Below are 12159 nucleotides of genomic sequence, written 5' to 3' on the forward strand. Positions count from 1 at the left end.
CCCCCCTCACCCCATCAGCCAAGCAACATATGCCCGGCGATGCCGAGCGCAAAGCCCAGCACCGCGCCGAGCGGTGGGCCCCAGTGGCGCTCCAGTCGGGCCTGAGGCGCGAGATCCTGGAACACCGAGTAGAGGATGCCGCCGGCGGCGAACAGCATGACCGCGCCCACCGCGGCGGGGTAGTCGGCGAGCCACCAGTAGCCGCTCAGCCCGGCCAGCGGGCCCAGCCAGGCCATGGCGAAGAACAGCGCCAACAGGCGTCGGGCCGAGTAGTGGGTGCTCTCGCGCAGCTCGCGGTAGGCGTTGAAGCCCTCCGGCAGGTTCTGCAGCGCCATCAGCAGGGCCAGCAGCACGCCGCTGCCGCCGCCGTAGGCGAAGGCGGCACCCAGCGCCAGGGCTTCGGGGATGAAGTCGGAGAGCATGGCGGCGAGCTGACTGGCGGAGGCGCCGCTGCGATTCAGGGCGATGTCGAGGCCCATGAAGGCTAGGCCGCCGGCCAGGAACCAGCCCACGGCCGGGCCGAGAGCGAGGGCATCGAAGCTGCGGGGGACCAGCACCAGGGCCACTGCCGAGAGCAGCGCGCCGCCGCCGAAGGCGATGATGCCGTGGCGCAGCTCGGTCTCGAGCCAGTTCGGGCCGATGCGCTCCTCCTGGGCGATCCAGCCGCCCAGCGGCATCGCCATGCCCGCCATCAGGGTCAGGATGACAACCTCGTGCCACGCTTCCATGCCGAATGTTCCTCGCCTCTGGATGTCGGAAGGATATCCTAACGGCATTCATGGTGGACGCGAATGCGGATTCCGCTGCCGCGGCCGCTTGGTTTAGGCTGGTCAGGGGGCGCCATGCCCACCGATAGCGAGGCGACCGCCGCCGATTCCGGGGGAGCTGCATGATGAAGGGACTGATGTGGTTGGTGCTGCTGGGGCTCACGATCGGCCTGCCGGCCGCCGCCCAGACCATCTACCGCACCACCGATGCCCAGGGCAATGTGGTATTCACCGACGATCCGCAGCGTGGCGGCGAAGCGATAGAGCTCGATCCGGTCACCGTGGTGCCGTCTCGGACAGTGCAAGTGGAGAAGCGAGCGCCGGTGGTGCAGGAAGCGCCCCAGCGAGACGCGTCGATGCAACCCTTCATGCCCTACGACGTGTTCGCGATCGCTTCTCCCGAGCAGCAGGCGACCCTGCCGACCGGCGTCGCCGGCAACGTTCAGGTGCGGCTGGACATTCGCCCCGCGCTGCGCGATGACCACCAAGTCCGCCTGTTGCTGGATGGTCGGCTCAGCCAGTCGGCCATGCATACCGACACCTTCCTGCTGTCCAACCTGCATCGCGGCGAGCACGTGGTGCAGGCTGAACTGCTCGATGCCTCGGGTGCGGTGCGCCACCGCACCTCGCCGGTGACCCTCTATGTTCAGCGGGCCAGCGTCAACCTGCCCCGTAACCCCAATAACCCGTCCGATTAGCTGCCCCCTCGCCGGGCGCCTCGGCCGCTGTGCCCGGACGGTACCTCGAGGCCCTGCCATTCACCGTCGGTGCGTGACGATGGGCGCCACGATGCCTTCGAGCATGCCGAGCGCATAGCAGAGGGCCGTGCCTTCCGCCATGCCGAACGCCTGCGCAGCGATCATCCGCAGGAGAGCGTGCGCCGGAAGCGGGAAGACGGTTCGCCGTACGAATTCCCGCGGGAGCATGGCAAGGCACGAACGCACCCCCGCGAGGCGCCCTACGAGCGGTGAGCGCTGCCTGACAGTGCGTGCACCAGGGTGGTGCACTAAAGTGGTGCATGTTCCCCATGGCGAATCGCCGTGGGGCGCCGTGATGAGGCCCTCCCCAAAGTGGCGTGCTTATTGCAATGATCTTTTGCATAGAGCTTTGCACTGACCTCTTCGCCATGGTCTGGAGGGTGACCGCTCACTTCGTTGCCGGGAATGCACCAATGTATCAACGCCTCATGGAACACCTCACCACCGCCGTGCTGCTGCTGGACGGCCAGCTGCGGCTGCGCTGGATGAATCCGGCGGCGGAGGCCCTGCTGGCGCTGAGCCGGGCGCGGGTGACCGGCCTGGCGTTGCCGGGGCTGGTCGATGCCGAGGAGGACATCGGCGGTCTGCTGGCCAAGGCGCGCGACGAGTTCCATCCGTTCACCCAGCGCGAGGCCCGGCTGACCCTGCCGACCGGCGAGGTCCAGACCGTGGACTACACCGTCACCCCGCTGTCGCCGGACGAACTGCTGCTGGAGGTGGAGCCCCGCGACCGGCTGCTACGCATCTCCCGAGAGGAGGCGCTGCAGACTCGCCAGGAGACCATCAAGGTGCTGGCCCGTGGGCTCGCCCATGAGGTCAAGAATCCGCTGGGAGGCATCCGGGGCGCCGCCCAGTTGCTGGAGCGGGACCTGGAAGACCCCCAGCTCACCGAGTTCACTCGGATCATCGTCGAGGAGGTCGACCGACTGCGCGACCTGGTGGATTCCATGCTCGGCCCCAATCGGGTCAGCCGTCATGAGCCGCTCAACGTCCACAGGGTACTGGAGCGAGTACGCGCGCTGGTGGCCGTGGAGCATCCCGAGGTGGCGATCACCCGCGACTACGACCCCAGCCTGCCCGATTTGATCGGCGACGAGTCCCAGCTGATCCAGGCCATCCTCAACGTGGCGCGCAATGCCGTGGAGGCGATGACCGAGGCCGGCATCGAGGGGCCGACCCTGGTGCTGCGTACCCGAGCACGTCGCCAGTTCACCCTGGGGGCCGAGCGTCACCGCCTGGTCTGCGAGGTGAGCATCCTCGACAACGGGCCCGGCATCCCCGACGCGCTCAAGGAGACGCTGTTCTATCCCATGGTGTCCGGCCGTGCCGAGGGCAGCGGCCTGGGGCTGTCCATCGCCCAGTCGATCCTTCATCAGCATCAAGGGCTGATCGAGTGCGACTCCTGGCCGGGCAAGACCGAATTCCGATTGCTGATACCGCTGGAGACATCCCATGACTGAAGCCGCACGCGTCATGGTCGTCGATGACGATCGTGCCATTCGCTGGGTGCTGGAGCGCGCCCTGGCACAGCCCGATCTGGCGGTCGAGTGCGTCGACCGGGCCGACCGGGTGCTGGAGCGGCTGCTCGAGAGCCCGCCCGACGTGCTGGTGACCGATATTCGCATGCCGGGGATCGACGGCCTGGACCTGATGGCCCGGGTTCGCGAGACGCATCCGGAGCTTCCGGTGATCGTGATGACCGCCCACTCGGACCTCGACAGCGCGGTGGCCTCTTATCAGGGCGGGGCCTTCGAGTACCTGCCCAAGCCGTTCGACGTCGATGAGGCGCTGGCGCTGGTGCGCCGGGCCGTGGCCCATGCCCGCGAGCGCCAGCGCCCGGTTCACGCACCCGAGGGGCTGGATGCGGAGATTATCGGCGAGGCGCCGGCCATGCAGGAGGTGTTCCGCGCCATCGGTCGGCTGTCGCAGTCGCACATCACGGTGCTGATCAACGGCGAGTCCGGCACCGGCAAGGAGCGGGTCGCCCAGGCCTTGCATCAGCACAGCCCGCGCGCCGGTCATCCGTTCATCGCCCTGAACATGGCGGCGATTCCCCGCGACCTGATCGAATCCGAGCTGTTCGGCCACGAGAAGGGGGCTTTCACCGGCGCGACCGCCCAGCGCCAGGGGCGCTTCGAGCAGGCCGACGGTGGCACCCTGTTCCTTGACGAGATCGGCGACATGCCCGCCGAGACCCAGACCCGGCTGCTGCGGGTACTGGCCGACGGCGAGTTCTACCGGGTGGGCGGCCACACCTCGGTGAAGGTGGACGTGCGGATCATCGCCGCCACGCACCAGAACCTGGAGGGGCTGGTCGATGAGGGACGCTTCCGCGAGGACCTGTTCCACCGTCTCAACGTCATTCGCGTCCACTTGCCGAAGCTCGCCGACCGGCGCGAGGACATCCCGCGCCTGGCCCGACACTTCCTGGCCGAGGCCGCCAAGGAACTGTCCACCGACGCCAAGGTGCTGACCGAGGAGGCCGAGGCGCACCTGACGCGGCTGGCCTGGCCGGGTAACGTCCGCCAACTGGAAAATACCTGCCGCTGGCTGACGGTGATGGCTTCGGGCCGTGAGGTGCTGGTCGAGGACCTGCCGCCGGAACTGCGTGATGGCGACGAGGGCGGCGCCGCCGGCGACTGGCGGCTGGCCTTCCGCGACTGGGCCGACCGGGCGCTCGCCGCCGGCCATACCCACCTGCTGGAAGAAGCCGTGCCGGACTTCGAGAAGATCCTCATCGAGACCGCACTCAAGCACACCGGCGGACGCAAGGGCGAAGCCGCCGAGCTCTTGGGTTGGGGGCGCAATACGCTGACCCGCAAGCTCAAGACGCTGCTGCCGGAGATGGCGGAGGACTGAGCGACGGGCTACGAACGAGGGAGCGAGAAGCGAAGCGCAAGGTGCTGACGATCTTCGTAGGAGCGCAATTTATTGCGCGAAGGGCGCCGCAGGCGCCTGGCGGTATCCGCCGAGGGGGATGCTGTCGCCGCCGCTGACGCGGCGGGTCGCGCAGCGAGCTGCGCTCCCACCATGGTCTTCATGCCAAGGTGCGAAGATCCCAAATCAAGGCTCTTCGCAGATCAGCGTGAAGCCACTGCCCAGCCCACCATGGCCTTCACGCCAAGGTGCGAAGAGTCCAAATAAAGAGGGGCGCCGACCGAGTCGGCGCCCCTCTCTTATATTGGCTTTAGCTCAATGGTAACGCTACGCCCCGCTCAGCCGCGGGCGAGCGGCTGGGTGCGCTTCTCGAGCCAGGCCAGGGCATCGCCCTCGAGTTTGGGCGCGAGCCGGCTGCGGACTTCGGCGTGGTAGGCGTCGAGCCAGTCGGCCTCGGCGGCATCGAGCAGGGCGACGTCGATGGGGCGGGTGTCGATGGGGCACAGGGTCAGCGTCTCGAAGCGCAGGAAGTCGCCGAACTCGCTGGCCTCGGCGGGGCGGTTGGCGGCCAGGTTCTCGATGCGGATGCCCCACTGGCCCGGGCGATACACGCCGGGCTCGATGGAGGTGATCATCCCCGGCTGCATGGCGGTGTGCGGCGCTGCCGGCGCGTACCAGGCGATCACCTGCGGGCCCTCGTGGACGTTGAGGAAGTAGCCCACGCCGTGGCCGGTGCCGTGGCCGTAGTCGCGGCCGCTGGCCCACAGCGGGGCGCGGGCGATGGCGTCCAGGTGCGGCGAGGGGATGCCCAGCGGGAACTGGGCCCGGGAGAGGGCGATGGTGCCCTTGAGCACGCGGGTGTAGTCCTCGCGGTGGGCGTCGGTGATTTCGCCTACCGGCACCACCCGGGTGATGTCGGTGGTGCCGCCGTGGTACTGGCCGCCGGAGTCGATCAGCAGCAGGCCGTCGCCCGCTATAGTGGCGTGGGCCTCCGGCGTGGCGTGGTAGTGGGGCAGCGCACCGTTGGCGTTATAGGCGGCGATGGTGCCGAAGCTGCGGCTGACGAAGCCGGGGCGACGGGCGCGGGCGGCGGTGAGTTCCTCGTCCACGGTCAGCTCGGTGACGGTTTCGCCGCGTTCGAGCGCCGCCTCGAGCCAGGCGAAGAACTCGCACAGGGCCGCGCCGTCTTCCTCCATGGCCACGCGGACGTGTTCCAGGTCGGCGTCGCTCTTGCGGCCCTTGGCCAGGGTGCTGGGCTGGTAGGCCTCGGCCAGGTGCGCGCCTTCGGGCAGCGCCTGGCGGGTGCCCAGGGTCAGCTTGGCCGGGTCGATCAGCACGCAGGCATCGGCCGGAAGCGCATTGAGTTGGCGATGCCAGTCGGCGTAGTCCGCCACGGCGATGCCGTCCTCGGCCAGCGCCGCCGTCAGGGCATCGTCGAGCTTGCCCGGGGCGACGAACAGCGTGGCGGCGTCGCGGCCCACCAGCAGGTGGGCGAGGAACACCGGATTGAACTCGACGTCGGCGCCGCGCAGCTGGGTCAGCCAGGCGATGTCGTCCAGGGTCGAGATCGGGTGCCAGTCGGCGCCGTGCTCGGCCATGGCGGCACGAACCCGGGCCAGCCGCTCGCCGCGGCTCTCGTCGAGGTAGGCCGCCGGGTGGGCGTAGAGCGGCGCCTCGGGCAGCGACGGGCGCTCGGGCCAGATGGCATCGAGCAGGTCCAGGTCGCCGCGCAGGTGAATGCCCGCCGGTGTCAGTAGCTCCTCGAGGCGGCGCGCATTGGCCAGCGACACCACGTCGGCGTCGAAGCCGAGCGTAGCGCCCTCATCGAGCCGCTCGGCCAGCCAGCGCATCGGCGCATCGGCCTGGCCGGGCATGAGCTTCATCAGTTCGATGCCGCTGCCGGCCAGCTGTTCCTCGGCCTGGACCCAGTAGCGGCTGTCGACCCATACCCCGGCGGCCTCCTGGGTGATGACCAGGGTGCCCACCGAACCGTCGAAGCCCGACAGCCAGGCGCGTCCGGCCCAGTGTTCGGGCAGGTACTCGGAGTTGTGCGGGTCCGAGGAGGGCAGCCACCAGGCATCGATGGCGTGTTCGCGCATGGCCTCGCGCAGGGCTTGGAGGCGTTGGCTTGCGGTGTCGGCACTGGATGCGGTCATGCTCAGGCTCCCGTCTGGTAGGTGGCGTCGGCGTTCGCGCGATGGGCGGCGGCCGGGTCGATAATGCGATGGTGTCCGAGCATGCGCTTGAACACCGGGACGAGCAACAGCAGCACCGCGGCGAAGATCACCAGGGCGATGGCCGAGCGGCCGAACAGTTCCGGCATCTGCTGGACTTCCTCGGGATTGACGTGGCCGCCGATCAGCCCCGCGACCAGATTGCCGAGTGCCGAGCCGGTGAACCACAGGCCCATCAGCTGGCCCTGGGTGCGCCGCGGCGACAGGCCGGACATGGTGGATAGCCCCACCGGCGACAGGCACAGCTCGCCAAGGGTCAGCAGCAGCATGCTGGCGATGATCCACAGCGGCGAGACCAGCCCCGTGCCGCTGAGCACGCGCTGGGCGGCCAGCACCATCAGGCCGAAGCCGCAGGCGGCAAGCAGCAGGCCGAACACGAACTTCATCGGGCTGCCGGGCTCCAGGCGGCGTTTCCCCAGGGCTGGCCATAGCCAACCGAACAGCGGCCCGAGCAGGACGATGAAGATGGGATTCAGGGACTGGAACCAGACGGTGGGAATCTCCCAGCCGAACAGCCCGCGGTCGGTGTAATTCTCGGCAAACAGGTTATAGGAGGTGGGCTGCTGCTCGAAGGCCGCCCAGAAGAAGGCGGCGGCGACGATCAGCACGAAGCACACGGTGACCCGGGCGCGCTCGTCGCCGTTCAGGCCGCTGAACAGCATCAGGTAGGCGTAGAAGCCCAGTGCCACCACGATCAGCGCCGTGGTCATGCCCTCGGCGAGGGCACGGGCGTCGATGTGGATGACGCCGGTGGTGGCCAGCACCACCAGGCCAGCGAGCAGGGCCATGAAGCCGGTAACCCAGGCGCCCACGTGCCGGCGGCGCTGGGCCGGGGCGTCCCAGCTGGCGGCGCGACCGCGCTCGATGTCGGCGCGCTGCATGGCCGGCACCGCCCACAGGCGGAAGATCAACAGCGCGACCAGCATGCCGAGCCCGCCGATGCCGAAGCCCCAGTGCCAGCCCCAGGTCTCCATCAGCATGCCGCTCATCAACGGAGCCAGCAGGGCGCCGAGGTTGATGCCCATGTAGAAGATGGCGAAGCCGCCGTCGCGGCGCACGTCACCCTCGTCGTAGAGGCTGCCTACCATCACCGAGATGCAGGTCTTGAACAGCCCCGAGCCGAGCACGATCAGGATCAGGCCGACGAAGAAGGCTGGCGCCCCGAGCAGCGCCGAAAGTGCGATGCTCAGGTGGCCAAGCGCGATCAGCACCGAGCCGTACCACACTGCGCGGCGCTGGCCGAGCCAGTTGTCGGCCAGCCAGCCGCCGGGCAGGGCGGCGAGATAGATGGCACCGGCGTATAGGCCGACGATGGCGGCGGCGGTCTTCTCGTCGAAGCCAAGGCCGCCGTCGATCAGCGAGGCGGCGATGAACAGCACCAGCATCGGGCGGATGCCGTAGTAGGAGAAGCGTTCCCACATCTCGGTGAAGAACAGCGGCCCGAGGGGGCGAGGATGGCCGAAGAAGCCGCGATCCCGTCGGGACGCGGAGGCGTCGGGGGTGGAAGTCATGAAACGTCTGCCTTGTGAGTAGCTTGTGGCGTTGTTGCCCGCGCCGGGCGAGAGGCAGCAGCTGTCATGCGTCAGATGACATCGCTGGTGATATCGTTATTTGCTGAATTTTTTTCTGTGCGGCGCGATTGCGGCGGACGATTCTATGGTTTTTTGTTAGGCGGCGAAATGCCTGCGCGGCCTCGGCCCAAGAAAATGGCGCGATCCTGTAAGCCAGCCCGCCTCATGATGGGGCCCTTTCATCAACAAAAGGCTAATGTGAGCGCCTCCTGGCGCTGCCTATAGTGACCCGACGTCGCATCGACGTGCCGTATCCCGAAAGGAGGCCGCTGCCATGTCCATTATCGACGGTTCCGAGCGTCAGCCTCGCCGGGTATGCGTGACCGAGGTGGGGCCTCGGGATGGATTGCAGAACGAGCCGGTGGTGCTGACCACCGCCGAGAAACTCGAGCTGATCCACGCCCTGGTAGCGGCGGGCGTCAACGCCTTCGAGATCACGTCGTTCGTCAGCCCCCGGGCCGTGCCGGCGCTGGCCGATGCCGGCGAACTGGTGGCCGCACTGCGTGGCCTCGACGGCGTCCATCTGTCGGCGCTGGTGCCCAATCGGCGTGGCGCCGAGCGGGCGCTGGAAGCCGGCATCGATGCGGTGGTGATGTTCGTCTCGGCCTCGGAAACCCATAACGCCAAGAACGTGAATCGCAGCGTGGACGCTTCCCTGGCGGGGTTCGAGGAGGTGGCGCGGCTGCTGGAGGGCAGCGGGGTCGAACTGCGCGGGGCGATCGCCACTAGCTTCGGCTGCCCCTTCGAGGGAGATCTCGAGGTGGCCGCCGTGGGGCGGATCGCTCGGCGTTTTGCCGACCTCGGCGTTCGCCATGTGTCGCTCGGCGATACCACTGGCATGGCTACGCCGCCGCTGGTCACCGAGCGCATTCGCCATCTGCGCGAGGTGGCCCCCGAGGTCCTGCCCACGCTGCACTTTCACAACACCCGCGGCATCGGGCTGGCCAATGTCATGCAGGGGCTTGCCCTGGGAGTGGATCGCTACGAGAGCTCCATCGGCGGGCTCGGTGGCTGTCCGTTCGCGCCCGGGGCGTCGGGCAACATTGCCAGCGAGGATCTGGTCTATCTGCTGGACGAGATGGGCATCGACTCGGGCATCGACCTCGCGCGGATGATCGAGGCGGCGAGGGTCGCCACGCGGCTGATGGGGCGCGATCTGCCGGGCCAGGTGTCCAAGGCCGGAGCGCGACTGACGCTCAGCGACTGTTCCGCCGTACCCACTGCACGAGGATGAGCATGCCGGATTCTGCGTCTCCCACGACGGGTTCCTTGCAGGGAATTCGCGTTATCGATCTGACCCGGGTGATCTCCGGGCCCTTCTGCACCCAGATGCTCGGCGACCACGGGGCCGAGGTGATCAAGGTCGAGCCTCCCGGGCGCGGCGATATCGTGCGCTCCCAGGGCAACATGGTGAACGGCTTCAGCTGGTACTTCGCCCAGTTCAATCGCAACAAGCGCTCCCTGACCCTCGACCTGCGCCAGGAGGAGGGTAAGGCGATTCTGAACCGGCTGCTGGAGGATGCCGACGTGCTGGTGGAGAACTTCCGCCCCGGCGTCATGGCCAGGATGGGACTCGACGATGCCACCCTGCGCGAACGTTTTCCGCACCTGGTGGTGGGGCGCATCAACGGCTTCGGCTCCAGCGGCCCGTATCGCGACCGCCCGGCCTACGACTTCATCGCCCAGGCGATGAGCGGCTTCATGGGCGTGAACGGTCGGGAGGGAGGCGAACCGATGCGTGCCGCGCCGCCGATCAGCGACATGGTCGCCAGCCAGAACCTGGCCTTCGGCATCAGTGCGGCGCTGGTGCGCCGCGAGCGTACCGGCCAGGGCGAGATCGTCGAGACCGCCCTGACCAACGGCCTGATCGGCATGATGGGGTATCTGGCGGCGGAGTACTTCGCCACCGGCGAGGTGCCCAAGCGCACCGGCAACGACCATCCCATGCTTTATCCCTATGGCCTGTTCCAGGCCAGTGATGGCGAGGTGGCCATCGCGCCGAGCAACGACATCATGGTCGAGCGCTTCCTCGGCGCTCTGGACATGCTGTCGCTGCTGGAGGACGAACGCTTCCTGGACAACCGGCGGCGCATGGACAACCGCGAGGCGCTGCGCGAGATCCTCAACCGGGCGATCGAGACGCGCAGCGTGGATGAGTGGATCGCGCACTTCAACGCCGCCGGCGTGCCCTGCGGCCGCGTTCACGACCTGCGCGAGACCTTCGAGGATCCCCAGGTCCTGGCCCAGCAAATGGCCCTGGAGCTCGATCAGGGGGCCGACGGCAAGGTACCGACCACCGGCTTCCCGGTGAAGATGCAGGAAGCCCCCGCGTCGATACATCATCCCGTGCCCCGGTTGGGCGAGCACACCGAGGCGATCCTCGCCGAGCTGGGCCTGGCCGATGCCGAACGCGATACGCTGCGGGCAAAAGGCATCATCTGAGCCCCTTTTCGGGGGGCACGAACGACAACAACAAGGAGCGACGACATGCCGATCAATACCACGAAGATCATCCCGCGCCTGGGTGTTTCCGCCCTGCTGGGCATGGGTCTGGCGGTCAGCCTGCCCGCGCAGGCACTGCCTATCGACGAGTGCATCGCCCCGGCCGATCCCGGCGGTGGATGGGACTTCACCTGCCGTTCGGTGGGCAAGCTGCTGCATGACCTGGAGCTGGTTGACGGCAACGTCCAGGTGACCAACATGCCGGGTGGCGTGGGCGCCGTGGCATTCTCCAACGTGGCCGGCAAGCGCGCCGACGACAGCAACCTGATGGTGGCCACCAGCACCGTGGGCATGACCCAGATCGCTCAGGGGCGCTATCCGGGCGATGCCGACACCATGCGCTGGCTGGGAATGCTCGGCACCGACGTGGGCGTGATCCTGGTCGATGACGACAGCCCCTACCAGACCCTCGATCAGCTGCTCGAGACCATCGTCGAGGATCCCACCTCGGTGGTGATGTCCGGCTCCAGCGGCGCCGGCGGCTGGGACCATATCCGCGCGCTGATGCTGGCCAAGGCCGCGGGGCTGCCGGGCGATCGCATCGGCGCGCTGCGCTGGGTGCAGTTCGACGGCGGCGGTCCGGCCGTGACCCAGATGATGGGCGGTCACGTGGATGCGGTTTCCACCGACCTGGGTGAGATCGCCGGCTTCATCGAATCCGGCGACGTGCGGGCCCTGGCGGTGCTCTCCGAGGAGCCGCTGCCCGAGCCCTTCGACGAACTGCCGACGGCCGTCTCGCAGGGCTATGACGTGACCGGCTACAACTGGCGCGGCTTCTATACCGGCGGCGAGGTGTCGGACGACGATTACGCCGCCATGGTCGACACCCTGCATACCCTCTACCAGAGCGACGAGTGGAAGGAGGTGGCGGCGCAGAACGGCCTGGTGCCGCTGTGGCGCGGCGGCGACGAGTTCAGTGACTTCGTGCGCGAGTCGATCGATAGCGTCGAGGCCATTTCCCGGGAGATCGGGGTCATCCAGTGAGCGATGACGTCTCGGGGAGTCATGCCGCCCTCGGCGATCGGATCGCTGGGGCGGTGCTGGCGCTGTTGGCACTGGGCGCCTGGTGGCATTCCCATACCTTCGTCACCGGCTTCCTGCAGCCGGTGGGGCCGGGGGTCTTCCCTCGGCTGGTCAGCGTGCCGCTGGGCGTTCTGGCGCTGTATCTGATCGCCCGCCCCGGCATCAATCAACGCTGGCCGGGGCATGCCGCGCTGGTTCGCCAGCTCGGCATGCTGCTGTTGCTGGGCTGCTACGGTGCCGTGCTCGAGCCGCTGGGCTTCGTGCCCGCGACCCTGGTCGCCACCGTGCTGCTGATGCGCCTGTTCGGGGCCCGCTGGCGCCAGGCCCTGCCTTACGGCGTGCTGCTGGGTCTGGCGCTCTTTGTGCTGTTCGAGTTTGCCCTGGGCATGCCCTTGCCCGACATTCCCGGTTGGAGTGTGTAGCGTTC

11 protein-coding genes are annotated in these 12159 nt (G+C 68.2%); 8 read left to right on the forward strand and 3 right to left on the reverse strand.

Annotated elements, in window-relative coordinates; all coding sequences use genetic code 11:
- Nucleotides 1-14: 14 nt before the first annotated feature.
- Nucleotides 15-728, reverse strand: a complete 714-nt coding sequence (locus ACGTN6_RS15760) for a ZIP family metal transporter (protein ID WP_394593334.1) — start codon at nt 726-728, stop codon at nt 15-17.
- 164 nt (nt 729-892) lie between these two features.
- Between ACGTN6_RS15760 and ACGTN6_RS15765 the strand changes: the two genes are divergently transcribed.
- The 4 genes from ACGTN6_RS15765 (at nt 893) to glnG (ending at nt 4384) form a co-directional block, all read left to right on the forward strand.
- On the forward strand, nt 893-1465 hold the full coding sequence (locus ACGTN6_RS15765; protein ID WP_394593336.1) for a DUF4124 domain-containing protein: 573 nt from the start codon (nt 893-895) through the stop codon (nt 1463-1465).
- A gap of 69 nt (nt 1466-1534) precedes the next feature.
- Nucleotides 1535-1738 carry a hypothetical protein gene (locus ACGTN6_RS15770; protein ID WP_394593338.1) on the forward strand — a complete coding sequence of 68 codons (204 nt, stop codon included), beginning with the start codon at nt 1535-1537 and terminating at the stop codon, nt 1736-1738.
- A 200-nt stretch (nt 1739-1938) separates the two neighbouring features.
- The gene (gene glnL / locus ACGTN6_RS15775; protein WP_394593340.1) at nt 1939-2985 is read left to right on the forward strand and encodes a nitrogen regulation protein NR(II); all 1047 of its coding nucleotides are present in this window, start codon (nt 1939-1941) and stop codon (nt 2983-2985) included.
- Nucleotides 2978-4384 carry a nitrogen regulation protein NR(I) gene (glnG, locus tag ACGTN6_RS15780; RefSeq protein ID WP_394593341.1) on the forward strand — a complete coding sequence of 469 codons (1407 nt, stop codon included), beginning with the start codon at nt 2978-2980 and terminating at the stop codon, nt 4382-4384. Before glnL ends, glnG begins: the two co-directional genes overlap by 8 nt.
- Nucleotides 4385-4740: 356 nt before the next feature.
- Here the strand turns inward: glnG and ACGTN6_RS15785 are convergent, their stop codons facing one another.
- Nucleotides 4741-6558, reverse strand: a complete 1818-nt coding sequence (locus ACGTN6_RS15785) for an aminopeptidase P family protein (RefSeq protein WP_394593343.1) — start codon at nt 6556-6558, stop codon at nt 4741-4743.
- 2 nt (nt 6559-6560) lie between these two features.
- Nucleotides 6561-8147, reverse strand: a complete 1587-nt coding sequence (locus ACGTN6_RS15790) for a peptide MFS transporter (RefSeq protein ID WP_394593345.1) — start codon at nt 8145-8147, stop codon at nt 6561-6563.
- Nucleotides 8148-8481: 334 nt separating this feature from the next.
- On the opposite strand from ACGTN6_RS15790, the gene ACGTN6_RS15795 reads away from it, so the two are divergent.
- Genes ACGTN6_RS15795 through ACGTN6_RS15810 form a run of 4 tightly spaced genes read left to right on the forward strand, consistent with a single transcriptional unit; the run spans nt 8482 to nt 12154 of the window.
- Nucleotides 8482-9441, forward strand: a complete 960-nt coding sequence (locus ACGTN6_RS15795) for a hydroxymethylglutaryl-CoA lyase (protein ID WP_394593348.1) — start codon at nt 8482-8484, stop codon at nt 9439-9441.
- 2 nt (nt 9442-9443) lie between these two features.
- Nucleotides 9444-10649: a CaiB/BaiF CoA transferase family protein gene (locus tag ACGTN6_RS15800; protein WP_394593350.1), complete on the forward strand. Its 1206-nt coding sequence runs from the start codon at nt 9444-9446 to the stop codon at nt 10647-10649.
- Nucleotides 10650-10694: 45 nt separating this feature from the next.
- Nucleotides 10695-11693: a Bug family tripartite tricarboxylate transporter substrate binding protein gene (locus tag ACGTN6_RS15805; protein ID WP_394593353.1), complete on the forward strand. Its 999-nt coding sequence runs from the start codon at nt 10695-10697 to the stop codon at nt 11691-11693.
- Nucleotides 11690-12154 (forward strand): tripartite tricarboxylate transporter TctB family protein, encoded by a 465-nt coding sequence (locus ACGTN6_RS15810; RefSeq protein ID WP_394593356.1) that lies wholly within the window; start codon nt 11690-11692, stop codon nt 12152-12154. The genes ACGTN6_RS15805 and ACGTN6_RS15810 overlap by 4 nt, the downstream gene beginning before the upstream one ends.
- Nucleotides 12155-12159: the final 5 nt, after the last annotated feature.

It is taken from the genome of Halomonas sp. B23F22_20 (genome assembly GCF_043496985.1).
In the GTDB taxonomy this organism is placed as follows: Bacteria; Pseudomonadota; Gammaproteobacteria; order Pseudomonadales; family Halomonadaceae; genus Halomonas.

Bases quoted from the DNA above. Each gene is read 5' to 3' on its own strand.
- ACGTN6_RS15760 (WP_394593334.1), bottom strand. From the start codon at position 728: ATGGAAGCGTGGCACGAGGTTGTCATCCTGACCCTGATGGCGGGCATG.
- ACGTN6_RS15765 (WP_394593336.1), top strand. From the start codon at position 893: ATGAAGGGACTGATGTGGTTGGTGCTGCTGGGGCTCACGATCGGCCTG.
- glnL (WP_394593340.1), top strand. From the start codon at position 1,939: ATGTATCAACGCCTCATGGAACACCTCACCACCGCCGTGCTGCTGCTG.
- glnG (WP_394593341.1), top strand. From the start codon at position 2,978: ATGACTGAAGCCGCACGCGTCATGGTCGTCGATGACGATCGTGCCATT.
- ACGTN6_RS15785 (WP_394593343.1), bottom strand. From the start codon at position 6,558: ATGACCGCATCCAGTGCCGACACCGCAAGCCAACGCCTCCAAGCCCTG.
- ACGTN6_RS15790 (WP_394593345.1), bottom strand. From the start codon at position 8,147: ATGACTTCCACCCCCGACGCCTCCGCGTCCCGACGGGATCGCGGCTTC.
- ACGTN6_RS15795 (WP_394593348.1), top strand. From the start codon at position 8,482: ATGTCCATTATCGACGGTTCCGAGCGTCAGCCTCGCCGGGTATGCGTG.
- ACGTN6_RS15800 (WP_394593350.1), top strand. From the start codon at position 9,444: ATGCCGGATTCTGCGTCTCCCACGACGGGTTCCTTGCAGGGAATTCGC.
- ACGTN6_RS15805 (WP_394593353.1), top strand. From the start codon at position 10,695: ATGCCGATCAATACCACGAAGATCATCCCGCGCCTGGGTGTTTCCGCC.